General features: G+C 59.5%; 24 protein-coding genes and 1 tRNA gene. 11 read left to right on the plus strand and 14 right to left on the minus strand.

The window, feature by feature from the left end; genetic code table 11:
• Window positions 1-105: 105 nt before the first annotated feature.
• Window positions 106-1,539, minus strand: coding sequence for an NAD(P)-dependent oxidoreductase (locus tag CLM58_RS00640; RefSeq protein ID WP_095593987.1), 1,434 nt, complete (start codon window positions 1,537-1,539; stop codon window positions 106-108).
• A 223-nt stretch (window positions 1,540-1,762) separates the two neighbouring features.
• Here CLM58_RS00640 and CLM58_RS00645 point away from each other — a divergent pair, with 223 nt between their 5' ends.
• Window positions 1,763-2,566 carry an undecaprenyl-diphosphate phosphatase gene (locus CLM58_RS00645; protein WP_095593988.1) on the plus strand — a complete coding sequence of 268 codons (804 nt, stop codon included), beginning with the start codon at window positions 1,763-1,765 and terminating at the stop codon, window positions 2,564-2,566.
• A 51-nt stretch (window positions 2,567-2,617) separates the two neighbouring features.
• Here CLM58_RS00645 and CLM58_RS00650 read toward each other — a convergent pair whose 3' ends face one another.
• A complete protein-coding gene (locus CLM58_RS00650; protein WP_095593989.1) occupies window positions 2,618-3,601 on the minus strand; it encodes a complex I NDUFA9 subunit family protein in 984 nt (327 codons plus the stop codon).
• A 149-nt stretch (window positions 3,602-3,750) separates the two neighbouring features.
• On the opposite strand from CLM58_RS00650, the gene CLM58_RS00655 reads away from it, so the two are divergent.
• The 3 genes from CLM58_RS00655 (at window position 3,751) to CLM58_RS00670 (ending at window position 6,018) form a co-directional block, all read left to right on the plus strand.
• Window positions 3,751-3,837 (plus strand) — tRNA-Leu (locus CLM58_RS00655).
• 383 nt (window positions 3,838-4,220) lie between these two features.
• Window positions 4,221-5,201: a DMT family transporter gene (locus CLM58_RS00665; protein WP_095593991.1), complete on the plus strand. Its 981-nt coding sequence runs from the start codon at window positions 4,221-4,223 to the stop codon at window positions 5,199-5,201.
• Window positions 5,202-5,268: 67 nt separating this feature from the next.
• Window positions 5,269-6,018 carry a sulfite exporter TauE/SafE family protein gene (locus CLM58_RS00670; RefSeq protein WP_095593992.1) on the plus strand — a complete coding sequence of 250 codons (750 nt, stop codon included), beginning with the start codon at window positions 5,269-5,271 and terminating at the stop codon, window positions 6,016-6,018.
• Between the two features lie 88 nt (window positions 6,019-6,106).
• Here CLM58_RS00670 and map read toward each other — a convergent pair whose 3' ends face one another.
• Both map and sfsA read right to left on the minus strand, forming a co-directional pair.
• Window positions 6,107-6,976: a type I methionyl aminopeptidase gene (gene map / locus CLM58_RS00675; protein ID WP_229666163.1), complete on the minus strand. Its 870-nt coding sequence runs from the start codon at window positions 6,974-6,976 to the stop codon at window positions 6,107-6,109.
• Window positions 6,977-7,066: 90 nt separating this feature from the next.
• Complete coding sequence (gene sfsA / locus CLM58_RS00680; RefSeq protein WP_095593994.1) at window positions 7,067-7,765, minus strand: DNA/RNA nuclease SfsA; 699 nt, start codon at window positions 7,763-7,765, stop codon at window positions 7,067-7,069.
• A 46-nt stretch (window positions 7,766-7,811) separates the two neighbouring features.
• Here sfsA and CLM58_RS00685 point away from each other — a divergent pair, with 46 nt between their 5' ends.
• From CLM58_RS00685 to CLM58_RS00700, 4 genes are read left to right on the plus strand one after another with little or no spacing between them, the layout of a single operon-like run.
• On the plus strand, window positions 7,812-8,537 hold the full coding sequence (locus CLM58_RS00685; RefSeq protein ID WP_095593995.1) for a competence/damage-inducible protein A: 726 nt from the start codon (window positions 7,812-7,814) through the stop codon (window positions 8,535-8,537).
• Window positions 8,534-9,265 (plus strand): GNAT family N-acetyltransferase, encoded by a 732-nt coding sequence (locus CLM58_RS00690; protein ID WP_095593996.1) that lies wholly within the window; start codon window positions 8,534-8,536, stop codon window positions 9,263-9,265. Before CLM58_RS00685 ends, CLM58_RS00690 begins: the two co-directional genes overlap by 4 nt.
• On the plus strand, window positions 9,262-9,828 hold the full coding sequence (locus CLM58_RS00695; RefSeq protein WP_095593997.1) for a peroxidase-related enzyme: 567 nt from the start codon (window positions 9,262-9,264) through the stop codon (window positions 9,826-9,828). Before CLM58_RS00690 ends, CLM58_RS00695 begins: the two co-directional genes overlap by 4 nt.
• A 59-nt stretch (window positions 9,829-9,887) precedes the next feature.
• Window positions 9,888-10,772: an OmpA family protein gene (locus CLM58_RS00700; protein ID WP_095593998.1), complete on the plus strand. Its 885-nt coding sequence runs from the start codon at window positions 9,888-9,890 to the stop codon at window positions 10,770-10,772.
• Between the two features lie 9 nt (window positions 10,773-10,781).
• Here the strand turns inward: CLM58_RS00700 and CLM58_RS00705 are convergent, their stop codons facing one another.
• The 6 genes from CLM58_RS00705 to ilvD all read right to left on the minus strand — a co-directional run bounded on the left by CLM58_RS00705 (window position 10,782) and on the right by ilvD (window position 17,562).
• Window positions 10,782-11,690, minus strand: a complete 909-nt coding sequence (locus CLM58_RS00705; RefSeq protein WP_095593999.1) for a LysR family transcriptional regulator — start codon at window positions 11,688-11,690, stop codon at window positions 10,782-10,784.
• Window positions 11,691-11,877: 187 nt separating this feature from the next.
• Complete coding sequence (locus CLM58_RS00710; RefSeq protein WP_095594000.1) at window positions 11,878-13,914, minus strand: NADPH-dependent 2,4-dienoyl-CoA reductase; 2,037 nt, start codon at window positions 13,912-13,914, stop codon at window positions 11,878-11,880.
• Between the two features lie 87 nt (window positions 13,915-14,001).
• The gene (locus tag CLM58_RS00715) at window positions 14,002-14,373 is read right to left on the minus strand and encodes a hypothetical protein (RefSeq protein WP_095594001.1); all 372 of its coding nucleotides are present in this window, start codon (window positions 14,371-14,373) and stop codon (window positions 14,002-14,004) included.
• A 9-nt stretch (window positions 14,374-14,382) separates the two neighbouring features.
• Window positions 14,383-15,147 carry a DUF6478 family protein gene (locus CLM58_RS00720; protein WP_143226488.1) on the minus strand — a complete coding sequence of 255 codons (765 nt, stop codon included), beginning with the start codon at window positions 15,145-15,147 and terminating at the stop codon, window positions 14,383-14,385.
• Window positions 15,148-15,215: 68 nt separating this feature from the next.
• Entirely contained in the window at window positions 15,216-15,848 is a 633-nt protein-coding gene (locus tag CLM58_RS00725) for a hypothetical protein (RefSeq protein WP_143226489.1), read from the minus strand.
• On the minus strand, window positions 15,829-17,562 hold the full coding sequence (gene ilvD, locus CLM58_RS00730; RefSeq protein WP_095594004.1) for a dihydroxy-acid dehydratase: 1,734 nt from the start codon (window positions 17,560-17,562) through the stop codon (window positions 15,829-15,831). Before ilvD ends, CLM58_RS00725 begins: the two co-directional genes overlap by 20 nt.
• A 103-nt stretch (window positions 17,563-17,665) precedes the next feature.
• Between ilvD and CLM58_RS00735 the strand changes: the two genes are divergently transcribed.
• From CLM58_RS00735 to CLM58_RS00745, 3 genes are all read left to right on the plus strand, one after another.
• Window positions 17,666-18,565 carry a CPBP family intramembrane glutamic endopeptidase gene (locus CLM58_RS00735; protein ID WP_095594005.1) on the plus strand — a complete coding sequence of 300 codons (900 nt, stop codon included), beginning with the start codon at window positions 17,666-17,668 and terminating at the stop codon, window positions 18,563-18,565.
• 61 nt (window positions 18,566-18,626) lie between these two features.
• The gene (gene accD, locus CLM58_RS00740; protein WP_095594006.1) at window positions 18,627-19,532 is read left to right on the plus strand and encodes an acetyl-CoA carboxylase, carboxyltransferase subunit beta; all 906 of its coding nucleotides are present in this window, start codon (window positions 18,627-18,629) and stop codon (window positions 19,530-19,532) included.
• The gene (locus CLM58_RS00745; RefSeq protein ID WP_095594007.1) at window positions 19,529-20,803 is read left to right on the plus strand and encodes a bifunctional folylpolyglutamate synthase/dihydrofolate synthase; all 1,275 of its coding nucleotides are present in this window, start codon (window positions 19,529-19,531) and stop codon (window positions 20,801-20,803) included. The genes accD and CLM58_RS00745 overlap by 4 nt, the downstream gene beginning before the upstream one ends.
• Here CLM58_RS00745 and CLM58_RS17220 read toward each other — a convergent pair.
• From CLM58_RS17220 to CLM58_RS00760, 4 genes are all read right to left on the minus strand, one after another.
• Entirely contained in the window at window positions 20,800-21,165 is a 366-nt protein-coding gene (locus CLM58_RS17220) for a hypothetical protein (protein ID WP_198950953.1), read from the minus strand. The genes CLM58_RS00745 and CLM58_RS17220 overlap by 4 nt on opposite strands.
• 290 nt (window positions 21,166-21,455) lie before the next feature.
• A complete protein-coding gene (locus tag CLM58_RS17300) occupies window positions 21,456-21,761 on the minus strand; it encodes a hypothetical protein (protein ID WP_229666164.1) in 306 nt (101 codons plus the stop codon).
• 38 nt (window positions 21,762-21,799) lie between these two features.
• On the minus strand, window positions 21,800-23,395 hold the full coding sequence (gene serA, locus CLM58_RS00755; RefSeq protein WP_095594008.1) for a phosphoglycerate dehydrogenase: 1,596 nt from the start codon (window positions 23,393-23,395) through the stop codon (window positions 21,800-21,802).
• 65 nt (window positions 23,396-23,460) lie between these two features.
• The gene (locus CLM58_RS00760) at window positions 23,461-24,606 is read right to left on the minus strand and encodes a phosphoserine transaminase (protein ID WP_095594009.1); all 1,146 of its coding nucleotides are present in this window, start codon (window positions 24,604-24,606) and stop codon (window positions 23,461-23,463) included.
• Between the last annotated feature and the right edge of the window lie 5 nt (window positions 24,607-24,611).

The following is a 24,611-nucleotide window of genomic DNA, read 5'->3' on the forward strand; positions in this document are numbered from 1 at the left end:
TTGCCCTATAAGAAATCTGTCTTTCGGATCGGGCCGCCTGCGGCTGCATTTTGGTCATATGGGACTCATATGCAGGTCATATGCAGGTCATACGGCCCGATTTGCTTATTCTGCGGCGACTTTCGCGCTGGCGTTGAAGTCGTTCAGGATCGCCTCGGCGGCTTCGCGACCGTCACGGATCGCCCAGACAACCAGCGACGCACCGCGCACGATGTCACCCACCGCGTAAACGCCATCCATCATGGTCTTGTGGGTGCCGAACTCTGCCTTGATCGTGCCCCAGCGGGTCACTTGCAGCTCGGGCTCGTTCCACAAGGTCGGCAGATCTTCGGGCTCAAAGCCCAGCGCCATGATGACCAGATCGGCCTCTTCGACGTAATCCGCCCCTTCGATGACTTCCGGCGACTGACGGCCCGACGCATCCGGGGCGCCCAGGCGCATCTTCTGCACCATCACGCCGCTGACCGGATCACCGGTAAAGCCCTTGGGCGCCGACAGCCAGACGAATTCCACGCCTTCTTCTTCGGCGTTCTGGGTCTCGCGCTGCGAACCCGGCATGTTGGCCTTGTCGCGGCGGTACAGACATTTCACCGATGTCGCGCCCTGACGGATCGAGGTGCGCACGCAGTCCATCGCGGTGTCACCACCACCGATGACGACAACTTTCTTGCCCTCGGCGTTCAACTCGCCGCTGTCGAATTCTGGCACGGCGTCGCCAAAGCTCTTGCGGTTGGACGCGGTCAGGAAGTCGATCGCACGGACAACGCCCTTGGCGCCAACGCCCGGAGCATTCAGCCCACGCGACTTGTAAACGCCGGTCGCAATCAGCACAGCGTCATGTTTTTCCTTGATTTCCTGGAAGGTGATGTCTTCGCCCACGTTGCAGTTCTGAACGAACTCGACACCGCCTTTTTCCAGCTGCTCGATGCGCTGCATGACAACGGGCTTCTCCAGCTTGAAGCCGGGGATACCATAAGTCAGCAGGCCGCCCGCGCGGTCATAGCGGTCGTAAACGGTTACCTTCACACCCTGACGGCGCAGCGCATCCGCAGCGGCCAGGCCACCCGGGCCCGCGCCGATGATGCCAACGCTCTCGCTGCGCTCGGTTACCGGGGTGATCGCTTTCACCCAGCCCTTTTCCCACGCCAGATCGGTCAGGTACTTCTCGACCGAGCCGATGGTCACAGTGCCATGGCCGGACTGTTCGATGACGCAGTTGCCTTCGCACAGACGGTCCTGCGGACAAATGCGGCCACAGATTTCCGGGAAGGTGTTGGTCTGCTGGCTTGTTTCATAGGCCTCTTGCAGACGGCCCTGCGCAGTCAGGCGCAGCCAGTCGGGGATGTTGTTGTGCAGCGGGCAATGTGCCTGGCAGTACGGAACACCACACTGAGAGCAACGGCTGGCCTGCTCTTCAGCCTTGGCTTCTGCATAGCCAGCATAAATCTCATCGAAATCCTGGGCCCGCACATCTGCAGCACGTTTCTCGGGCATCTGCCGATCCACGTCCACAAATTGCAGCATCTTTTCCTTCGCCATGGTGGATTCCCTTGGTATTTTCTAATTCGAGCCTGTCTTACTCGCCCCGCAGATAGATAAAAAGACAGCAACACTGACCTATTTTGAAGAAAGCTCACGCTACGGCAAACAAAATTGGCGGAAAATCTCCAAAAATAAGTCACATATACTTACCTATATTCAATCTTTTCTATATTTTTCATTGCGTTAGGATAGCTCCACCCAAAACTCACTAGGCGTGAATATGTCTCTGGCCCACCTGCTTCTTGTTGCGATTATTCAGGGACTTACCGAGTTTCTGCCGGTGTCCTCGTCCGGGCACCTGATTCTCTTGCCGAATCTCACCGGGCTTCAGGATCAGGGACAGGTGATTGATGTCGCGGTTCACGTAGGCACCCTGTTCGCTGTGGTCCTTTATTTTTGGCGAGACGTGCAGCTGGCGCTTTTCGGCCTGCCCCGGCTTTTGCAGGGCAAGCTGGATACCCAAGGGGCCAAGCTCGCCTTTTTGCTGATCATCGCCACGATCCCCGTGGTTCTGTTCGGCCTGTTCCTGAAAGTGACCGGCCTGGACGATGCCATGCGCTCTGTCGCGGTGATTGGCTGGACGATGCTGGGCTTCGGTCTGGTTCTGTACTGGACGGACCAGAAGGGCGGACAAGACCTTACAGCACCAGACTGGTCGCTGCGCCACGCCGTGATCATGGGGCTATGGCAGGCAATTGCGCTGATCCCCGGCACGTCGCGTTCGGGCATTACGATTTCTGGAGCCCGGCTGCTAGGCTATGCGCGAGCGGATGCGGCGAAGCTGGCGATGCTGATGTCGATCCCAACGATCATGGCCTCGGGCACATTGCTTGCGGCAGAGGTTGCCGCCACCGCTGATGCCGCTGCGGCCCGCGATGGGGCGATTGCCGCCGTCTTTGCCTTTGGCGCGGCCTTGCTGGCGCTGACCCTGATGATGCGCCTGCTTCGCAGCATCAGCTTTACGCCTTACGTGATCTACCGTGTTGCGCTTGGGATTGTGCTGCTGGTCATCGCCTACAGCTAAAGAAAAACCCGGGCGTCTGGCCCGGGTTTGTCATTCGGTGTTTCAGATCTGTCAGACCTTCAGGTTCTTACCCGACGCCGTGATGTCATCGTACTGGCCCTGCGGGCGGAAGCGCCACAGATACTCGCGGATCACGGCGGGATAGGCGGTGGGCTTGATGCCCAGATCGGCCAGCCCCTTGGTGCCTTCGGACACGACATTGTCCTGCTTCAGCGACTTCACCTGATCCTTGGTCAGGATGCCGTTCTTGAACAGGCCAACCGTAACAGCCGAAGCAAAGTCCAGCACACCTGCCAGAATGTTGGCCGCGAAGAACGGAAGATTCAGGATAAGGCGACGACGATAGATCGCGGCTAGCATGCCCTGCATCAACTCGCGGAAGGTTTCCACGTCGGGGCCGCCCAGCTCGTAAACACCCGGGGCGGCCTCGCCCAGAACGCCCTTCTCGGCTGCTTCGGCAACGTTATCGACATAGACCGGCTGGAACTTGGTATCCGCGCCGACCAGCGGCAGAACCGGGCCCAGCTTCGACATGGTCGCGAAACGGTTGAAGAAACCGTCTTCCTGACCAAAGATCACCGACGGGCGCAGGATCACAGCATTCGGGAAGCTTGCAAGGATCGCCGCTTCGCCTTCGGCCTTGGTGCGCTGATAGATGCTGTCGCTTTCGGCATCAGCGCCAATGGCAGAGATGTGGACCAACTGGCCAACACCTTGTGCCGCGGCCAGACGTGCGACGCGCTCTGCGCCTTCGACCTGTACAGCTTCAAAGTTGTTCTTGCCGCCCTTGTCGAAGGTTCCCACGCAGTTCACCACCGCATCTGCACCCTGCATCGCCAAGGCGACCGAGGCATCATCGCGGATGTTGCACAGAACCGGCTCTACCTGACCAACAGCGCCGTAAGGTTTGACGTGCATCGCCTCGTTCGGACGGCGCACAGCGACGCGCACGCGCCAGCCCTGTTTCGCCATGCGACGCGCGATATAACGCCCCACGAATCCCGATCCGCCGTAGATGGTTACCAGCTTGGCCATTGCGATGCCTCCTCGAACCCTAAGTTTCCCTGCTTCAATACCGCCAGCATCCGTATCAAACAAGCGGATATCAAAGAAGTTGCAGATTCGGACAAAAGGTCGCTTGACACCCCCCGCAGCCAGCCATAAATACCGGCTCCACGACACCTGCCCAGGTGGCGGAATTGGTAGACGCGCTAGCTTCAGGTGCTAGTGTCCGTATGGACGTGGAGGTTCGAGTCCTCTCCTGGGCACCATTCTTCTCTCATGACAGTTTAAATGACCTAAAGCAGGCACATGAGAGTGATTCCGGCGTAAATAATCCTCGAAAACTAGCTGATTGCTTGTGATTCACCCTTAGGGAATCACGCGCGCCCCGAAGACACCGCCCCGAGTCGCATCAGACATGCGAGTCGCGGCGAGTTGCTCGGCTGTCCCAAAGGTGCGTCCCCAGAGCAGATTCGGAACTGTTTTCAACTGAAGAAGACAATCAAGACAGCAGTAAGAGCGCACACCAAGGTGAATGCGCATCAGTGCATCTGGACGGATCAACAGGATTCGACCATAAATCCCCGGCAGCGCTAACATAAAGAATGCAGGCCCAACCACTGACCCGGGCTCAGAACAGGCGACTCAAACCATGCAGAACATCTCACCGCTATCCGGCAACAAGGCTGGTGTATTTTATGGGCTTGCAGCCTTTGGCATCTATGCCACGCACGACCTGTTCATTAAGCAACTGGGCGGGACCTATTCCCCGTTTCAGATCCTGTTCTTCAGCGCCTTGCTGAGCTTTCCGTTCATCACCTTCTTTATGATCCATGATGCGCGCCCAGGAACCCTGCGCCCGACCCACCCTTGGTGGCTGGCCCTGCGCAGCCTCAGCGGCGCTTTCACTGCGATTTGCGCTTTCTATGCCTTTGCCACCCTGCCCCTGTCGCAGGTCTATGCGCTGGTCTTCGCCACACCGTTGCTGATCACGGTGCTGGCAATCCCTATGCTGGGCGAAACCGTCGGCCCGCGTCGCTTGTTGGCGGTTCTTGTGGGCCTTGGCGGCGTCGTGGTTGTTGTTCAGCCCAACCCGGCATCGCTGGAGTGGGGTCACGCCGCCGGTCTGGCGGCCGCCGTCAGCGGGGCACTCAACTCTGTCATCTCGCGCAAAATCGGCAATGAAGAACGTGTGGTGGTGATGGTGCTTTACCCCATGATCACCAATCTGATCGTGGCCGCGCTGTTCCTGCCCTTTGTGTATATCGAGGTCGCGCTGGTCGATCTGGGCTTTATGGCGATCGTCTCGATCCTTGGACTGATCGGCATGGGGTTTCTTGTGACTGGCTACGTCAAAAGCAATGCGGTCCTAGTGGCCCCGACCCAGTATTCCCAGATCATCTGGGCGGTTCTGTTCGGCGCGCTGTTCTTTGACGAATACCCCGGGACAGAGACCTACATAGGCGCCACCATCATCATCCTGTCCGGCATCTACATCCTGCGGCGCGAGGCTTCGGGTAAGGTCAGAACCAAATCGCCTGTGCTAGAATCACGCACTCGGATTGGTCTGTCCTCGCCACTGCGCGTGGGCTTGATCCTGCGGCGTCGAGCGCGCAAATCCGAAAAAGGTTAATGCCGCATTGCATTCGTCTGCAAGTCTGAAATGATGCGCGAAATAACCAATTGGACTACCACTGCCCATGCTTGACCTGATCGTCCTTGCCGCCGCCGGCTTCTTTGCCGGTGTTCTGAACACAATCGCGGGCGGAGGCACCTTCCTGACCCTACCCGCGCTGGTCTTTACCGGCATTCCGCCCGTAGCTGCCAATGCCACCAGCGCCGTCGCGGTCTTTCCCGGCTATCTGAGCGGCGCAATCGGGTTCCGGAAAGAGCTTCAATCCTTCGACCGCCCTGCCCTGATCCGCCTGACGTTGATTACGCTGGCTGGTGGGCTTGTCGGATCGCTTCTGCTGCTGGTGTCTTCGGACAAGGCCTTCTCGGCGATCGTTCCTTTCCTTCTTCTGGCGGCGACGCTGGTTTTCCTGTTCGGCGACCGGATAAGGAATTGGGCCGCGCGGCAGGGACAGGCCGTCAAACCGCAAGGCGCTATTGGCCTGTTTCTGGTCTGCGTTTATGGCGGCTATTTCAACGGTGGGCTTGGCATCGTCCTGCTGGCGCTGTTCGCGCTGTGGGGCATGAACCACATCCACCAGATGAACGGGCTGAAGAACGGGCTGTCCTTCGCACTGGCCGCAATCTCGGTCGGCACGTTTGCCATCGCGGGCCTTGTGGAATGGCCACAAGCGATCCTGATGATGATTGCCTCGACCATCGGCGGCTACGCGGGTGCCCCTCTGGCACGCCGGATCCCGGCACCGGTCCTGCGTGGGCTGATCGCCTGCATCGGCTTCGGCATGAGCGCGATCTTCTTCTGGCGGCTAATCAGCTAAGACAAAGGCCTGAACCGACCCTCTAAATAGCGGGTCGGGTGCTGCTCGGCGGCACCGCCGAACAACACTTCGCTTCAAAGTAGGGGGCCTAACCCCAAGTGGGGTGATACTTGCCTGCGGGCGACAGGGTGAAAATATCGCACCCGTCTGCGGTCACACCGATCGAATGTTCGAACTGCGCCGACAGTTTCTTGTCGCGGGTCACAGCCGTCCAGTCGTCGTCCAGGACCTTGGTCTCGGGGCGGCCCAGATTGACCATCGGCTCGATGGTGAAGAACATACCCTCTTCCAGCACCGCGCCCGTGCCCGGGCGGCCATAGTGCAGCACGTTCGGGGGCGAGTGGAACACTCGGCCCAGTCCATGCCCACAGAAGTCGCGAACAACGCTCATGCCGTGGCTTTCCACGAAGCGCTGGATCGCGTGACCGATGTCGCCAAAGGTGTTGCCCGGCTTAACCATGGCAATCCCTTCCATCAGCGCGTCATGGGTGACGTTGACCAGGTTCTCGGCAAAGGGTTTGGGTTTCCCGGCCACATACATCCGGCTGGTATCGCCATACCACCCATCCACGATCACGGTGACGTCGATGTTAAGGATATCCCCATCGACCAGCGCATCGCTCTTGCGGGTTGGGTCTTTCTTGGACGAGGTCTCTTGCTTCCACTTCGGGATCGGGCTGCCGGGGATGCCGTGACAGACCACGTGGTTCACCGAAATACAGGACGCGTGCTGGTACCCGCGATAGCCAATCGTGGCCGAGGTAGCACCCGCGTCTTCCACCATCTTGGTGATGACACGGTCCAGCTCTCCGGTGGTTTGGCCTGGCTCGATCAGGTCAGCCATGGCGTCCAGAATCTCTGCCGCCAGCTTGCCAGCTGCATGCATTCCGGCGAAATCTGCCGGGTCGTAAATCCTGATGCCGTCCTTCGTCACGCGGCCTGTGGGTCCGTCGTCCACTGTCGTCTCCTTGGGTTGTCCGACCTGAAATAATCCCGATTGAGGGGAAACGCCAGTGTCGCAAACGGTCATATGCAAGTCATATGCAGGTCATATGGAGATCATACGCCCGATTTCGACGCCTGCGGGGCTAATCCTTGTGTCATAGGCGATGATCTCGACACCCGCATTTTGCGCCTCGCGGAAGGCTTGCGCATAGGTCGGATCGATATCTTCGGCCACCGCCACCCGGTCGCAATCGGTGCGCTGTACCAGATAGAACAGCACCGCCCGATGCCCCTGCCCAACGACCTTGGCCAACTCTGCCAGATGCTTGGCCCCACGCGCTGTGACGCTGTCGGGAAACTCGGCCAGTCCGGGTTGGCGCGAGAGGGTGACAGATTTCACCTCGACATAGGTATCGGGCTTGCCTTCGGCGCTTAGCAGAAAATCGATCCGGCTTTTCTCGCCGTATTTCACCTCTGGTCGGACGGTGGGATAGTCTTTGAATTCAACGACTTGCCCCGCCATCAGCGCCGCTTTCAGCGCCCGGTTCGGAACAGAAGTATCGACCCCGGTGAAATGCCCGTTCTCATGGTCGACCAGCCGCCAGCCATATTTCAGCTTCTTCTTCGGGTCGTCATTGGGTTCCAGCCAGACCTTCGTGCCCGGCACCGCCAACCCCATCATCGAGCCGGGATTGGCGCAATGGGCGGTGACCTCTTGCCCGTCGTCTAACGTCACATCCGCAAGGAACCGCTTGTAGCGCTGGATCAGCCGTCCGGGGATCAAAGGGGTAGGAAACTGCATATCCCCGACCTATACCCTATCCTGAGGCTGAACAAGGAGATCGCAGATGCCCAACCCAACCGCCGCCATGATCGTCATCGGAGACGAGATCCTGTCAGGCCGCACCCGCGATTCCAACATGCACTATCTGGCCAACCAGCTGACAAACCACGGAATTTCCCTGACAGAAGTGCGCGTTGTGGCAGATAACCCGGCCGCGATCCAAGCGGCGATCAAGGCCATGTCTGCAGCCTACGACACCGTGTTCACCTCGGGTGGGATCGGCCCGACCCATGACGACATTACCGCCGATAACGTTGCCGCAGCCTTTGGGGTGGGCATTGATATCCGCGACGACGCGCGGGACCTGCTGGCCGCCTATTACGCCTCTCAGAACAAAGAGTTCAACGCCGCTCGACAGCGCATGGCGCGCATCCCCGATGGCGCCACGCTGATCGACAACCCCGTCAGCATTGCACCCGGCTTCACTATCGAAAACGTTCATGTCATGGCCGGCGTTCCGTCGGTGTTTCAGGCCATGGTCGCCTCGGTCATGCCAACGCTGACCGGTGGTGCACCTCTGCTTAGCCAAAACCTGCGCCTGCAGCGGGGCGAAGGCGACATCGCGACACCCCTGTCGCAACTGGCCGAGGAATTCAGCGACCTCAGCTTCGGCTCTTATCCGTTCATTCAGGACGGGGCGCATGGCTGTAACCTTGTCGTCCGAGGCACCGACCCCGCCCGGATCGACGCCGCGATGAGCAAACTGACAAAGCTGGCAGAGGCCCCATGACTGACCCGAAACTATTCGCTGCAGGAGAGGCCACATGGCCAGCAGCCCACACCATTCATCAAGGTCCCTGGACCCTGCGTGATGGTCAGGGCGGCGGCAAACGCGTCTCTGCCGCCACCGCAGAGGGCGACGTCACCACCGCCCAGATCGCCGAAGCCGAAGATGCCATGTGCGCCTTGGGCCAAGCCCCCCTTTTTCAAATCCGACCAAACGACACAGCCTTGGACGCACAGCTAGAGGCACTTGGCTACGACGTTGTGGATCCCGTCTGCCTGATGACCATACCCGTGGCCACGCTGGCCCAGATTGCCCCTCCGCCCGTCAGTGCCTTTGCGATGTCGGAACCGCTGGCCATCATGCGAGAGGTCTGGTCAGACTGCGGCATCGGCCCGGAACGGCTGGCCGTGATGAAACGCGTAGATCTGCCCAAACGCTATGTTTTGGGGCGCAGCAATGACCGCGCGGCAGGCGCCAGTTTCGCCGCGATTCACGAGAAAACCGTTTTCTGCCATGCACTTGAAGTCTTGCCAACGAAACGTCGGCAAGGAACCGCCCGCAACATGTTGCGGGCCGCGGCCCGTTGGGCACAAGAAAATGGGGCCCAAACCTTTGCCATTTACGTGGTAGAAGGGAATGCACCGGGAAGAGCGCTCTTTTCTTCCCTCGGATTCACAGATGTGGGACACTACCACTACAGAATAAAATCCTCAGAAGGGGATCGAGCATGAAGAAAGACATCATGGCGCTGGACCTGCCTCCGGTCGATCCGCTGCCGAAAGAGACACAGTCCTATTTCGATATTTGTCAGGAAAAACTGGGCCTGATCCCCAATGTTTTGAAGGCGCATGCGTTCGACATCAACAAGCTGAACGCCTTCACCGGGCTTTATAACGACGTGATGCTAGCCCCTAGCGGCCTGTCGAAACTGGAACGCGAGATGATCGCCGTCGTGGTCTCGTCCGAGAACCGCTGCTGGTATTGTCAGGTGGCCCACGGGGCGGCTGTACGCGAACTGTCTGGGGATCCGGCTTTGGGCGAGGCGATGGTGATGAACTACCGCGTGGCTGATCTGACCCCGCGACACCGCGCCATGCTTGATTTTGCTGTTCTGATCACCAAGTCGAGTGCAACAATTGAAGAAACCGACCGTCAAGCGCTGCGCGATGCGGGCTTCAGCGACCGTGATATCTGGGATATCGCCAATGTCGCCGGCTTCTTCAATATGTCGAACCGGATCGCCTCGGCGGTCGGAATGGAACCAAACCCTGACTATCACGGAGCCGCTAGGTGACCCTGACACGCTGGATATCTGGACTAACATGCCTCTGCGCCGCGGGCGCGGTGCAGGGTATGAGTCTGGAATTTCCGGCAACGGCCGTCTCGGCCGCCAGCGAGCATGAGGCCCTGTCCAGCTACGCCTTGCCGATCGGCCCAGCCAAGGCCGAGAATATCCCGACCCTGAACGTCGAGGGGCAGGTCCATTTAGAGGCATGGCATATGGACATCGCCTCGGCCACGACGCTGCAACTGCTGGCCCCCCTGCGCGATCAGCTGACAGAGGCTGGCTTCGAAATCCTTTTCGAATGCGACACGCAGGCCTGCGGTGGGTTTGACTTCCGCTATGGCGCGCGCCTGCTGCCCGAACCAGCCATGCACGTGAACCTAGGCGATTTCCGCTATCTCAGCGCCGTGCAAGAGGCCGAAGACGGCCCCGTACATCTGGGTCTTCTGGTCAGCCGTGCAGGGCAGCAGGGCTTTGTTCACCTTGCTCAAATCGGCAAGGCGGACCCGATCACCTTGGATGCAGGTATCACAGCATCGACCAAATCTGTCCCGACCACCCCGGTCGTGCAAACCGGTGAAATCGGTGCAACGCTGGAAATCGCTGGCCGCGTTGTTCTGGATGATCTGGCCTTCGCATCTGGTTCGTCCAAGCTGAACGAAGGCGAATATGGCTCTTTGGTGAAGCTTGCCGACTACTTGCTGGCCAATCCCGAAAAGCAGATCGTGCTGGTCGGCCACACCGATGCCGAAGGCGGGTTAGAGGGAAATATCGCCCTGTCGAAGAAACGCGCAACCTCGGTCCGGACACGGCTGGTCGAAGAATTGGGTGTGCCTTCAGCACAGGTCGCCGCAGAGGGTGTGGGCTATCTTGTGCCCGTTGCCAGTAACCAGACCACAGATGGGCGTGACCTCAACCGTCGGGTCGAGGCCATCCTGTCTACTACAGAGTAATTCAGAAACTTACGACGCCTGCGCCAGTTCTTTTTCGTTGAACGTCTGGACAAGGAAGTCGATGAAAGCACGAACCTTCGGCTGGGTGAACCGGCCCGGCGGATAAACCGCGTAGATGCCAAGCTTTTCTTCCGGCAGCGACGGGATCGCGTCCACGACCAGACCCTTCTCCATCGCGTCCGCATAGAGATAGCTGGGCAGGTAAGCGATTCCCAAACCGGAAATCGCCGCGTTCAGCAAAGACTGGCCGTCATTGACGGTCAGCCAGCCCGCGGTACGGACCTGACGTTTTTCGCCCGAAGGCGCCGTGATTTTCCAAACATTGCCGCTTGCTTGGTTGGAATAGTGCAGCAGCTTATGTTCATTCAGGTCGTCGATCCGCTGCGGGCGGCCGAACTGCTCGAAATAGGCGGGCGAAGCGATCATGCGCTTCGTAGTGTCTGTCAGCTTGCGCGCGCGCAGGGTGCTGTCTTCCAGCTCTCCAACGCGGATGGCCATGTCGAAGCCTTCCGAAATCAGCTCGACGAACCGGTTGTTCAGAACCATGTTGACGGTGATATCGGGGTATTCCTGAAGGAAACTGCCAAGGATCGGCGACAGGTGGTTCACCCCAAAATCCGTGGCAACAGAGATGCGCAGCAGCCCCGAAGGTGCCGACTGCATAGAGGTGACCAGCGCATCGGCCTCGCCCGCATCATTCAACACGCGGCGCGCACGGTCATAATAGGCTAGGCCGATTTCCGTAGGGCTTACTCGACGGGTGGTCCGGTTCAAAAGGCGAGCGCCAAGGCGTGCCTCAAGCGAGGAGACATGCTTTGAAACAGCGGATTTGGAGATGCCCATTTTCTTGGCAGCATCGGTAAATCCGCCCTGATCCACAACCGTGGCGAACGCTTCCATCTCTGTCAGCCGGTCCATAATAATCCTCCATGGATCGTTGCCTTTCCAGAAACTTTATTGCGGGGAAATAGGGCGGAATTTAGGAGGCGGGCAGACAATAGTTGGAAGGATTCCCGATCGTTCCCTCAATAGAAACGAGCAACGCCCCCGAGGTTCGCGCCGCGGAAACGGTCGGAATCTTCGGTAAAATAAGGGGCTTTAGCGCTTAAAGCTGGGCTGCAAGCCGAGTTCCTTGATCGATCGCCCGTTTTGCGTCCAGTTCCGCTGCCACATCAGCGCCACCGATGACATGCGGGGTGATACCTTCAGCAATCAGAGCATCCGCAAGGCTGCGTTCGGAAACCTGACCCGCACACAAAACAATAGTGTCCGCCTCGATCAGTTGCGGATTCTCGCGCGCAACGCCATGGCTAACCATCAACCCGTCAGCCGTGATCTTCTCATAGTTCACACCCCCCACCATGCGGACGTCTTTCATCCGCAAGGCGGCGCGGTGAATCCATCCAGTGGTCTTGCCAAGTGTCTTACCGGGTGCGCCCGCTTTGCGCTGCAACAGGGTCACCTGACGCGCAGGCGCATCCGGCTGAGCGCCTTCCGGGGCCAGACCGCCACGGTCTGTCTCGGGGTCGGAAATGCCCCATTCCTCTTTCCACGCCTCAAGGTTCTCGGTCGGGCTTTCGCCCTCGTGAACCAGAAACTCTGCAACATCGAAGCCGATACCACCCGCACCGATGATGGCAACCTTTTTACCCACTGGCTTGCGCGCTTTCAGCACATCAAGATAGCCAAGGACATTGGGGCTGTTCTGCCCTTCAATCCCGGGATCGCGCGGCGTGACGCCGGTTGCGATGACCACCTCGTCAAACCCGGCCAAATCATTGGCCGTGGCCGTTTGCCCCAAGCGCAGGGTCACACCAGTCTCGTCGATCATGGTTTTGAACCAGTCGACTAGCCCCCAGAATTCTTCTTTGCCCGGAATCTGTTTGGCGACATTCAACTGCCCACCCAGCTCTTCTGCACGGTCGAACAGGGTCACCCTATGACCACGCTCTGCGGCGGTAATGGCGGTCGACAGGCCCGCCGGACCCGCGCCAACGACAGCGACGGTTTTGGGGTGCGTCGTGGGTTCGACCACCAACTCTGTCTCATAGCAGGCGCGGGGGTTCACAAGGCACGTGCTGATCTTGCCGCTGAACGTGTGATCCAGACAGGCTTGGTTACAGGCAATACAAGGGGCAATCGTATTGGCTTTGCCGGCTTCGGCTTTGGCCACGAAATCCGCATCGGCAAGGAAGGGCCGCGCCATCGAAACCATGTCGGCGCAGCCATCTGCCAAGACGGCCTCTGCCACATCGGGATGGTTGATCCGGTTCGAGGTGATGACCGGGATAGAGACCTCTCCGATCAACTTCTTCGTCACCCAGCTAAAGGCCCGGCGCGGGACGCTTGTGGCGATGGTGGGAATTCGGGCCTCGTGCCAGCCGATCCCGGTATTGATAATCGTGGCCCCGGCGCCTTCGATGGCCTTGGCAAGCTGGACGACCTCTTCCCAAGTCGATCCATCGGGCACCAGATCGATCATCGACAGGCGAAAGATCACGATGAAATTGGGGCCAACCGCCTCGCGCACACGGCGCACGACCTCAATCGCCAGACGCATACGGTTCTCGTAAGAACCACCCCAACGATCGGTCCGCTTATTGGTATGGGTGACCAGGAACTGGTTGATGAAATAGCCCTCGGACCCCATCACTTCGACGCCGTCGTAACCTGCCTTCTGGGCGTTCACGGCAGCGGTGACGAAATCGGAAATCTGTTTCTCGATCCCTTCTTCGTCCAGCTCTTTTGGCGGGAACGGAGAGATCGGGGACTTCACCGGCGAGGGCGCAACACATTCTGGCCCATAGGCATAGCGTCCGGCGTGCAGGATCTGCATCGCGATCTTGCCACCCGCGTCGTGGACGCGATCCGTCACGATCTTGTGGTTGGCGATATCCTCGTCCGAAAACAGACCCGCGGCACCGGGAAATACCCCGCCTTCGCGGTTCGGGGCCATGCCACCCGTGACCATCAATGCCACACCGCCCCGCGCCCGCGCTGCGTAAAACTCTGCCACGCGGTTCCAGTCCTTGGTCTCTTCCAGACCCGTATGCATCGAGCCCATCAGGACGCGATTCTTCAAAGTCGTGAAACCCAGATCAAGCGGGGCCAGCATGCGGGGATAAGTCGAGGCATTCGTCATGCCTCACACAATCACCAAGTTAACGTTCAAGTCACGAGGAACGCCGCGTCACCTTCAGCAACAATTTTAACCAATGGCGAAAGATTATTACGCAGTGTCTGCGCAGTGGCGGCGGAAGGCTGATTTCAGCAGGTCCAGCTCTGCCCTCAAATCGTTGATTTCTGCCTGTAAATCTTGCTCCAGGGGCGCGCCTGCAACCAGACGAATGGTGGCCAGCGGTGTCGTTTCACCTGCGGGGACGATAAGCAAGGATTGCACCCCCTCGCCCATCACGCTTGCAGGCAGGTCGATGCGGATTTCGTGGCGCCCGTCACCCTCTGAGGTTTGGGCAGTTGTAATAACCTCACCGCGTAGCAACACCTGCAGGACAGGGGTGCTTTGCCCCGAAGGCACACCCGTTAGAACTCCAGTCCAGACACCGCCTTCGAACGCGGTTTTGGTCAGGGTCAGTTCGCTCATCTCGGGCTCCTAGAACTCGGCCCGGGGCCGTCGGGTCAGGGTCAGGTCGGACAGGGAATACAGGTTCATCGCCGGATCCGGAAAGATCACATCCAGCCAGATCTTGTCCACCATGCGCGGTTCGATATCCGCATAAGACAGGTCAAAGGTGACCGGCTGCGTCAACGCATCCTGCGGCAGGTTTTGCAGGATTTCCTTGGCCTCTTGGTCGTGGCGCAGGTTCAGCCGCATGTAGATCATCGAGGGGCGGTCAACCTTCAGTTCCGCGGCAACCTCGAACATGTGCTGGCTGTCCAGCCCTTCCAGAACCGACGGCGGCAGGTCGATCGACAGCGACAGGAAACTGCCGCGGAAGTGCATAACCTCTAGCCGAAAGTCATAGGGCGACAGGGCGTCGGCACTGCGGGTTCTCTGTTGCCGCAAACTGATCTCTGCCAATTCACAATCGTGGAACAGGCTCGTTTCCCCATCCAGCGATGCAGGCGAGGTGACAGAGCATTGTCCCGGCTTGGCCAATGGCTCACGCCACAGGCGGGGGCGATAGGCCCAATCGGTGCCACGAGGCTTCAGGATCGCGTCTGAACGCCCGTTAAGGCGGGCGGTTGCGGCACGATCAAAGCGGGACAATTCGGTGGCCATAGGGCGCAATTGCTGCTGCAGGTTACGCAACTCTGACACCGGCATTCGGTCCGCCTTGTCGGCCAGATCCGTCCAGCGCGCCAAGAGCTTCCTCTCGGCCAGTCGGGATAGGAAATTGCGTCGTTGAGTTGCCATTAGATCGCCTGTTCAAGTCGCCTCCTCTCTACTTAGTAGCAGGAAAAGGAACAAGCCAAGATCATCTTCTAATTGGCAGCGGCCCCACTGGCGCCGCGAATGCGTTTCAGGAAGGCTGACAGGACCGACAGGGCCTCATCGTCGCTGACCGGTGCGCTCTGGAACGGAATGGCTGACGCCGTAACGATATGATTCTTCACCTCGATGAAGGCGCGCCAATAGTCTTCGCTCAGGCCGTCGCCCAAACCACTGCTGGTGTCACGGGCATGAAGGATAAAGGCCTCGTCGCGACGGAACATGTGCAGCACCTCGACCGTGCTGGCACGCCCGTCGCGTGACAAAGCCTGACGTCCCTGCTCAGAGGTAAAGAACTGCTTCAGCACAGAAGCATCGCCCACAACGCCGGGCACACCCGACACAGACGCCGTCAGCAGTAATGGTTCGGATTGGTTTTGCACCCGACGCCCGCGGGCAAGGGAATCGCAACTGGCCAACAGGACAAAGCTGCCTTGATCCTGCTCGGTGACAGAACGCTGGTCGATGCAATAGCCCGAAGGCCCCGTCACGACCACATTAGCATCTGTAACCGACACGGCACGAGGCAACGAGCGCGACACCACGGCCCCGTCCGAGGCCACGCAGGCAGGCAGGGCCAGCGTTAACGCCAGCCCTGCAAGCTTTTTAAAGGTCCATGTACTCATGCTTCTCGGCTTTGCCGCCCGGGTGCGTGACCGCGCCCTTGTAGGTTGCGCCAACCTGCTGCGCGAATTTCCACAGCGCACCCGAGGCATAGATGGTTTCACGCGGGCCGGACCATTCGGCTTTGCGCTTGGCCAGCTCTTCGTCGGACAGATCCACCGACAGCTCGCCAGTCAGCGCGTTCAGGGTGATCATGTCGCCGTTCTTCAGCAGGGCAATCGGGCCACCGTGCGCCGCTTCGGGGCCAACGTGACCCACGCAGAAGCCACGGGTCGCACCCGAGAAACGGCCGTCGGTGATCAGCGCCACCTTCTTGCCCATGCCCTGACCGGACAGGGCTGCAGTGGTTGCCAGCATTTCGCGCATACCCGGGCCACCCGAGGGGCCTTCGTTGCGGATCACGAAGACATCGCCTTCTTTGTATGCGCGGTTCTGAACTGCCTCGAAAGCGTCTTGCTCGCATTCGAAAACCAGCGCGGGGCCGGTAAAGACTTGGTCTTCCTCAGACATGCCCGCAACCTTCACGATTGCACCTTCAGGCGCGAGGTTGCCCTTCAGGCCAACAACGCCACCGGTTTTGGTGATCGGGTTTTCGACCGGGTAGATGACCTTGCCGTCAGCTTCACCTTCGATCTTGTCCAGCGCCTCGCCGATGGTTTCGCCCGACGCGGTCATGCAGTCCTCGTGCAGCAGACCTGCTTTACGCAGTTCTTTCATCACGATCGGAACGCCGCCCACTTCGTACAGGTCTTTCGCAACGTACTGGCCGCCCGGCTTCAGGTCGACGAAATACGGGGTGTCGCGGAAGATCTCGCAGACGTCTTCCAGATAGAAGTCGATGCCCGCCTCATGGGCGATCGCCGGCAGGTGCAGACCTGCGTTGGTCGAACCACCGGTACAGGCCACAACACGCGCCGCGTTCTGCAGCGATTCCAGCGTGACGATGTCACGCGCTTTGATGTTCTTTTCGATCAGGTTCATGACCGCAGCGCCCGAAGCCTCGGCATAGGCGTCACGGCTTTCATACGGCGCAGGCGCACCCGACGAGTTCAACAGGGCCAGACCGATGGCTTCAGACACACAGGCCATGGTGTTCGCAGTGAACTGACCACCACAGGCACCGGCCGATGGGCAAGCCACGGCTTCCAGCTTTTCCAGCTCGCAGGTGGACAGGTTGCCCGCTTGGTGCTGACCAACAGCTTCAAACACATCCTGAACAGTCACGTCCTTGCCGTTCAAGCGACCCGGAAGGATCGAACCACCGTACAGGAAGACCGACGGCACGTTCAGGCGAACCATCGCCATCATCATGCCCGGCAGCGACTTGTCACAACCGGCCAGACCTACCAACGCGTCATAGCAGTGGCCACGCATGGTCAGTTCCACTGTGTCCGCGATCGCTTCACGCGATGCCAGCGAAGAGCGCATGCCCTCGTGGCCCATGGCGATCCCGTCGGTCACTGTGATGGTGGTAAATTCACGCGGGGTACCCTGTTCGGATTTCACACCCATTTTCACCGACTGCGCCTGACGGTTCAGCGCGATGTTACAGGGCGCCGCTTCGTTCCAGCAGGTGGCCACGCCGACCAGCGGTTGGTGAATCTCTTCCTCGGTCATCCCCATCGCATAGTAATAGGAACGGTGAGGGGCGCGTGCCGGGCCTTCGGTAACGTGGCGCGACGGCAAGCGAGACTTGTCGAAACGGGCGTTTTTCATGACGATCCTCCTGGGAATTGGCTGGCGATTTGAATAACGCCGTGCCAAGAAATCCACAAGCGGCATTGCCGGATTTCAGTATCATCGCTAGCTTTTCACAAACATGGCACCGAATCCCTCATTACAATTTGTCCATCAGGACCAGTTCTTTGCCCCGGCCCGCGAGCGCCCGCAGCTTTGGCGATTGTTCGTCGGATTGGCCGTGTTTCTTTTCTCTTATGTGGGTTTCGTCGCCATCATGGCGGTGGTCATGTACCCGGTTCTTGGCCCCCTGAACTATTTCGGCTGGCTAAGCGGGCTAAGGGTGCCATCAACCCCCGGCCACGTGCTGTTCCTGCTGTTCAGCTTCTTTGGCATGATGATCGGCGTTTTCCTTGCCACAAGCGCTTGCCACGGGCGCAGCCCGCTGTCGCTATTTGGGCCAATTCATTACGCGATCCCGGACTTTCTGAAGACACTGCTGACACTGGTTCCGATTTACGGGGTGGTCGGCCTTTACTTCCTTGCCAGTTCGGACAGCGCCCCAAATCTGCCGCTGGCCCAATGGCTGGCCCTTCTGCCTCTAGCCCTGCCCCTAATCCTGATACAGGTCACGGCCGAAGAGTTGCTATTCCGCGGCTACCTGCCCCAACAACTGGCCGCCCGGTTCAAGGCCCAATGGGTCTGGATGCTGGTGCCTGCGATCGTGTTTGCCGCCTTGCATTATGATGGACGCTCTGGTGTCGGGGCCTTCTCGGTTTTGCTGACCATCTTCGTCTTCGCGGTAATCGCTATGGACCTGACCGCCCGGGCCGGATCGCTTGGCCCGGCGATTGCGTTGCATTTCGTGAACAACTGTTTTGCCCTGCTGGTCCTGTCGGTTCCCGGCACGATCACGGGACTGTCCTTGTTCACAGCGCCCTTCGACATCCTAAGCTCGGCAGAGGTCGCCAAGTCCGCCCTGCTGGACCTCGCGCTGCTTTATCTGCTTTGGCGACTTTTGAAACGTTCCGTGAGCGCCTGATTGCAATTCGTGTCCGACCTCCTTATTTCGGGGACACTGACGCACAGACAGGCACGCGCATATGAACTGGATCACCAATTACGTCCGCCCTCGGATCAACTCGCTGTTTTCCCGCCGCGAGGTGCCAGAGAATCTTTGGCGGAAATGCGATGAATGCGGCACCATGCTGTTTCACCGCGAACTGACGGAAAACCAGAACGTCTGCACCAACTGCGATCACCACATGGCGATCACCCCGCGCGACCGGTTCGACGCCCTGTTCGACGGCGCGATTTATGCCGAGGTCGAGGTCCCTGAACCCATCGCCGACCCGCTGCATTTCCGCGATCAGAAAAAATACCCGGACCGTATGAAAGCGGCGCAGAAGAAAACCGGCGAGAAAGAAGCGATGCTGGTCGCCGAGGGCGAGATTGGCCGTACCTCCGTCGTCGTCGCTGCGCAGGACTTCGGCTTTATGGGTGGTTCGATGTCGATGTTTGTCGGCAACGCCATCGTTGCTGCCGCCGAACGCGCTGTTGAGACCGGCCGCCCGCTGGTCCTGTTCTCGGCCGCTGGTGGCGCGCGCATGCAGGAAGGCATCCTTGGCCTGATGCAGATGCCCCGGACCACCATCGCGATTGAAATGCTGAAAGAAGCAGGCCTGCCCTATATCGTTGTGCTGACCCACCCGACCACTGGTGGGGTGACGGCCTCTTACGCGATGCTCGGCGATGTCCATATCGCCGAACCCAACGCCCTGATCGGCTTTGCTGGTGCTCGCGTGATCGAGCAGACCATCCGCGAAACCCTGCCCGAGGGCTTCCAACGCGCCGAATACCTTCTGGAGCACGGCATGCTTGACCGCGTCACGCACCGTAAGAACATGAAGGACGAGTTGGTCACCATCATCCGCATGCTGACCAAGCAGACCCCGCCGATCAAAGGTGACCTGCCCGCGCCCGAAGCCGAGGCCGCGACCTCGGAATGACCCGCGCTTCCTCGGACGTCATCCTTGAAAGGATGATGTCCCTGCACCCCAAGATCATCGACCTGACGCTGGACCGTGTCTGGCGCTTGCTGGATGCCTTGGGCAATCCGCAGAACGATTTGCCCCCGGTGATCCATATCGCCGGGACGAATGGCAAAGGCTCGACTCAGGCCATGTTTCGTGCCGGTCTGGAAGGGGTTGGCAAATCCGTCCACGCCTATACCTCGCCTCACTTGGCGCGGTTCCACGAGCGCATCCGACTGGCCGGAGAGCTGATCTCGGAGGAAGCGCTGACACAGGTTCTGGACGATTGTTACGCCGCCAATGACGGCGCCAACATCACTTATTTCGAGATTACGACCGTCGCTGGCCTTCTGGCCTTCGCGCGGACGCCAGCGGACTACACCCTGCTTGAGGTCGGCCTTGGCGGGCGTCTGGATGCGACCAATGTCATCGATAAGCCGGCACTGACCGTGATCACTCCGGTTTCGATCGACCACCAGCAGTTTCTGGGCGACACCCTGCCCGAGATCGCGGCCGAGAAAGCCGGGATCATAAAGCGCGGTGTGCCCTGCATCGTCGGCCCGCAGGAAGACGAAGCCTTGGACGTGATCGAGGCCCGCGCCGAGCGCCTTGGCGCCCCGCTGATGGTGCACGGCCAGCATTGGCACGTGACCGAAGAACGCGGGCGTCTGGTCTATCAAGACGAAACCGGCCTTCTGGACCTGCCCCTGCCAAACCTCATCGGTGCCCACCAAGTCCAAAACGCCGGGATCGCCATCGCTGGTCTGCGCGCGCTTGGTTTCGGGGAAGACGCCTGCGAGGCCGCCGTCACCCGCGCAGAATGGCCTGCCCGCATGCAACGCCTGCGTAAGGGTCCACTGGTTAAGGCCGCAGGCCCCGCCGAGCTTTGGCTGGATGGCGGGCACAACCCTGCCGCCGGGGTCGCCTTGGCCGAGGCCCTGTCGCGCTTGCCAAACCGACCTTTGCACCTGATCTGCGGGATGCTGAACACCAAGGATATCGCAGGCTACCTGCGTCCCCTTGCCGAATTGGCCGACAGCCTGACGGCCGTGTCTATCCCCGGAGAGGCCGCGACCCTGCCCGCCGAGACCACGGCGGAAGAGGCCGCGAAGCTGGGGTTGTCTGCGGCGGCGGCAGAAAACGTCGAAGACGCCATCCGCAGCATCATCGCCCAAACCCCCAACGCCCGTATCCTGATCTGCGGGTCGCTTTACCTGGCGGGCGATATTCTAAAAACGAATAGTTAATCCTGTTGCCCGCCCACCTTGGGCTTTAGCACGACATCCACCCGGCCCGAAGAGGCGGCGCAATCGATATCCTTTGCGTTAAATTCTTCAAACTCAAATGTTGCATTGCAGGCCACCAGATTCTTATCGCGCAGCAACTTAAAAGTAGCGGTGCCGCCGAGGGTCGCGTCATCCAAGAGCAACGTCTGCTTGTAAATATCCACATTGGAATTAAATGGATAATCGAAGTACCATTCGATCGTCGCTCGACCTGAAAACGGCAGGGGTTGCCCATCTTGGACGACTAAATGGACGTGCAAAACATCACTGCGTTCAGTCATCTCAAAAGCCGCCCAGCCCAATGAACCTGTTGCCAGACCCATTATCCAACCTGTCAACAATGTGAAACAGACAGCAAACCATCTCGACTTTTTCGCTAGCATCCCGTTTCTCCTAGGACTGAAACACTTTGACTTAATCGCCTCTCGACCTTTGATCACAACCGACGACAGGGCCTTCCCAAACGCCGCGCCAGTATCAATTTTCACCCGTTTACCGTAATGCTTAACCTCTTTCACAGGCGCGTGACCATGAACAATCAAAGCACCATGGTCGGCGTCAGAGGCGTAGAACGCTTTCCTGGATCACAACAGGACGTCCTCGGTCTGTCGGTCTAACCCCACGCAGTGCCGAATCCCTGCGTGACAGAAAAAGGCCTCGCCCGGGCGGCTGCGTGCAGGACCTCGGCCCCCGTCGCGGCATCGACCCCATAAGAGGCAAGGCTGGCCAGCACGCCGCGCACGTCCGGGCCAAGGGCGGTGTAGTCGCCGACATGTACAAACGGGGCGTCCATATCGCTAGTCTGGGCCCGGTCTTCCGCGATCCACGCGTGGACCTCTTGCAGCTTGTGCAGATATCCGTGGATGTCTCCGATCGCGTAAGTCCGCATGGGGGCTGAAATGAAAAAGGCCTGCCGCATGTCTGCGACAGGCCAAATTTTTCTACAAACCAGAAAGCTTAGCCGATGTTGAAGTGCAGCGGGCTGACGTTCTGGAACAGGCCGGTGCCAACCAGCTTCTGGCGGACGTCTTCCGGTAGCGGCGCGTCGATGTACAGCAGCGCGATCGCATCGCCACCTTCGGTCGCACGGCCCAAAGTAAAGTTCGCGATGTTCACACCGTTCTCGCCCATGGTCTGACCCAAGGTGCCGATGATGCCCGGCACGTCCTTGTTGGTGGTGTAGAGCATGTGCTCACCAACTTCGGCGTCGATATTGATGCCTTTGATCTGGATGAAGCGCGGCTTGCCATCCGAGAAGACGGTACCGGCAATCGAACGCTCGCGGTTTTCGGTGACGACGGTCAGCTTGATATAGGCATCAAAGACGCCGGACTTGGCTTGGGTGGTGCGGCTGATCTGGATGCCACGATCAGCGGCAACGACCGGTGCCGAAACCACGTTCACATCCGGGTTCACCGACTTCATGACGCCCGCGATGGCAGAGCAGCCAAGCGCGTCCAGGTTCATGTCGGCAACCAGACCGTCATAGGTGATATTGATCGCCTTGATCGGTTCGTCGGTCATCTGGCCAACGAAGGCACCCAGATGCTCGGCCAGTTCCAGCCACGGACCCATGATCTTGGCTTCCTCGGCGGTGACCGACGGCATGTTCAGCGCGTTGGTGACGGCACCGGTCAGCAGGTAGTCGGCCATTTGCTCGGCGACTTGCAGGGCCACGTTTTCCTGCGCCTCGGTGGTTGCCGCGCCAAGGTGCGGGGTGCAGACCACGTTCGGCAGGCCGAACAGCGGGTTCTCGGTTGCGGGTTCTTCGGCGAACACGTCGAAGGCTGCGCCGGCAACGTGACCGGACTTAAGTAGGTCGGCCAGCGCTTCTTCGTCAACCAGACCACCACGGGCACAGTTGATGATGCGAACGCCTTTCTTCGTTTTCTCTAGGTTTTCGCGCGACAAGATGTTGCGGGTCGCGTCGATCAGCGGAACGTGCAGAGTGATAAAGTCCGCGCGGGACAGCAGTTCGTCCAGCTCGACCTTCTCGACCTGCATCTTCTCGGCCTTCTCTTCCGACAGGAAGGGGTCAAAGGCGATGACTTTCATCTTCAGGCCACGGGCACGGTCGCACACGATGCCACCGATGTTGCCTGCGCCGATGACGCCAAGGGTCTTGCCGGTCAGCTCGACGCCCATGAACTTGGACTTTTCCCATTTACCTGCGTGGGTCGATTCCGATGCTTCCGGAATCTGACGCGCCACGGCGAACATCATCGCAATCGCGTGTTCGGCGGTGGTGATCATGTTGCCGAAAGGCGTGTTCATGACGATCACACCTTTTTTCGAGGCGGCGACCTTGTCGACATTGTCGGTGCCGATACCGGCGCGGCCGACGACTTTCAGATTGGTGGCGGCCTCAAGGATCTTGGGGGTCACTTTGGTCGCCGAGCGGATCGCCAGACCGTCATACTTGCCGATGACTTCAGCCAGTTTTTCCTTGTCTTTACCGAGGGTTGGCTCGAAATCAACTTCGATGCCACGGTCGCGGAAGATCTGAACAGCGGTTTCAGACAGTTTGTCGGATACGAGTACTTTGGGTGCCATGATCTTGGCTCCTTCAAATTCGAATTGGGGGGGGGAGCGGCCCGAAATCCGGGCCGCGAAATCAATTACTGAGCTGCAATTTCAGCTTCGAACGCGTGTTCCAGCCACGCCATCAGCGCCTCGACGTCCGAGGTTTCAACCGTGCCGCCGCACCAGATGCGCAGGCCCGCAGGGGCGTCGCGATAGGCGCCGATGTCCAGTGCGACACCTTCGTTCTCAAGACGCTTGGCGACGGCCTTGGCAAAGGAGGCGCCGTCTTGAATGCGGTCGTCGGTGAACTTCAGGCAGACAGAGGTGTTCGACGCGGTCGCCGGGTCAACAGCCAGGTTCGCGATCCAGTCTTTGCTGTCGACGAAGGCTGCAATGGCTGCGGTGTTCGCATCTGCGCGGGCGATCATGCCTTCCAGACCACCAACAGACTTGGCCCAGTCCAAAGCGACCAGATAGTCCTCTACCGCCAGCATCGACGGGGTGTTGATGGTGGCGCCGGTGAAGATGCCGTCGATCAGCTTGCCGCCTTTGGTCAGGCGGAAGATTTTCGGCAGCGGCCATGCAGGGGTGTAGCTTTCCAGACGCTCAACCGCCTTGGGCGACAGAACCAGCATACCGTGGGCCGCTTCGCCGCCCAGAACCTTCTGCCAAGAGAAGGTGGTCACATCCAGCTTGTCCCACGGCAGGTCCATCGCGAATGCAGCAGATGTCGCGTCACAGATGGTGATGCCTTCGCGGTCATCGGCAATCCAGTCGCCGTTAGGAACACGTACGCCCGAGGTGGTGCCGTTCCATGTGAAGACAACGTCGTTGTTCTTGGTGTCGACGCCCGCCAGATCAACGATCTCGCCATATTCGGCGACCTTGGTCTCTGCGTCGATTTTCAGCTGTTTCACAACGTCGGTGACCCAGCCTGCGCCAAAGGATTCCCATGCCAGCATCTCGACCTTGCGAGCGCCCAGCATCGACCACATGGCCATTTCCATCGCGCCAGTATCCGAGGCGGGAACGATGCCGATCTTATAGTCAGCCGGAATGCCCAGAACTTCGCGGGTTGTTTCGATAGCCTCTTTCAGCTTTGCCTTGCCAACGGCGGCACGGTGCGAGCGACCCAAAGGTGCATCAGCCAGCTTGTCGAGGGTGAACGTAGGATTCTTGGCACAGGGGCCAGAAGAAAAGCGCGGATTGGCCGGGCGCGCTGCCGGTGCTTCGATAGCCATTACTG

It is taken from the genome of Actibacterium pelagium, from assembly GCF_002285415.1.
Classification (GTDB): domain Bacteria; phylum Pseudomonadota; class Alphaproteobacteria; order Rhodobacterales; family Rhodobacteraceae; genus Actibacterium_B; species Actibacterium_B pelagium.

Coding starts and splice junctions, on each gene's coding strand:
- CLM58_RS00665 (WP_095593991.1), top strand. CDS start 4,221: ATGCAGAACATCTCACCGCTATCCGGCAACAAGGCTGGTGTATTTTAT.
- CLM58_RS00700 (WP_095593998.1), top strand. CDS start 9,888: ATGAGTCTGGAATTTCCGGCAACGGCCGTCTCGGCCGCCAGCGAGCAT.
- CLM58_RS17300 (WP_229666164.1), bottom strand. CDS start 21,761: ATGCGGCAGGCCTTTTTCATTTCAGCCCCCATGCGGACTTACGCGATC.
- CLM58_RS00710 (WP_095594000.1), bottom strand. CDS start 13,914: ATGACGAATGCCTCGACTTATCCCCGCATGCTGGCCCCGCTTGATCTG.
- CLM58_RS00690 (WP_095593996.1), top strand. CDS start 8,534: ATGACTGACCCGAAACTATTCGCTGCAGGAGAGGCCACATGGCCAGCA.
- CLM58_RS00695 (WP_095593997.1), top strand. CDS start 9,262: ATGAAGAAAGACATCATGGCGCTGGACCTGCCTCCGGTCGATCCGCTG.
- CLM58_RS00650 (WP_095593989.1), bottom strand. CDS start 3,601: ATGGCCAAGCTGGTAACCATCTACGGCGGATCGGGATTCGTGGGGCGT.
- sfsA (WP_095593994.1), bottom strand. CDS start 7,765: ATGCAGTTTCCTACCCCTTTGATCCCCGGACGGCTGATCCAGCGCTAC.
- CLM58_RS00705 (WP_095593999.1), bottom strand. CDS start 11,690: ATGGACCGGCTGACAGAGATGGAAGCGTTCGCCACGGTTGTGGATCAG.
- CLM58_RS00715 (WP_095594001.1), bottom strand. CDS start 14,373: ATGAGCGAACTGACCCTGACCAAAACCGCGTTCGAAGGCGGTGTCTGG.
- CLM58_RS00720 (WP_143226488.1), bottom strand. CDS start 15,147: ATGGCAACTCAACGACGCAATTTCCTATCCCGACTGGCCGAGAGGAAG.
- CLM58_RS00760 (WP_095594009.1), bottom strand. CDS start 24,606: ATGGCTATCGAAGCACCGGCAGCGCGCCCGGCCAATCCGCGCTTTTCT.
- ilvD (WP_095594004.1), bottom strand. CDS start 17,562: ATGAAAAACGCCCGTTTCGACAAGTCTCGCTTGCCGTCGCGCCACGTT.
- CLM58_RS00725 (WP_143226489.1), bottom strand. CDS start 15,848: ATGAGTACATGGACCTTTAAAAAGCTTGCAGGGCTGGCGTTAACGCTG.
- CLM58_RS17220 (WP_198950953.1), bottom strand. CDS start 21,165: ATGGGTCTGGCAACAGGTTCATTGGGCTGGGCGGCTTTTGAGATGACT.
- CLM58_RS00645 (WP_095593988.1), top strand. CDS start 1,763: ATGTCTCTGGCCCACCTGCTTCTTGTTGCGATTATTCAGGGACTTACC.
- CLM58_RS00685 (WP_095593995.1), top strand. CDS start 7,812: ATGCCCAACCCAACCGCCGCCATGATCGTCATCGGAGACGAGATCCTG.
- accD (WP_095594006.1), top strand. CDS start 18,627: ATGAACTGGATCACCAATTACGTCCGCCCTCGGATCAACTCGCTGTTT.
- CLM58_RS00745 (WP_095594007.1), top strand. CDS start 19,529: ATGACCCGCGCTTCCTCGGACGTCATCCTTGAAAGGATGATGTCCCTG.
- CLM58_RS00735 (WP_095594005.1), top strand. CDS start 17,666: ATGGCACCGAATCCCTCATTACAATTTGTCCATCAGGACCAGTTCTTT.
- serA (WP_095594008.1), bottom strand. CDS start 23,395: ATGGCACCCAAAGTACTCGTATCCGACAAACTGTCTGAAACCGCTGTT.
- CLM58_RS00670 (WP_095593992.1), top strand. CDS start 5,269: ATGCTTGACCTGATCGTCCTTGCCGCCGCCGGCTTCTTTGCCGGTGTT.
- CLM58_RS00640 (WP_095593987.1), bottom strand. CDS start 1,539: ATGGCGAAGGAAAAGATGCTGCAATTTGTGGACGTGGATCGGCAGATG.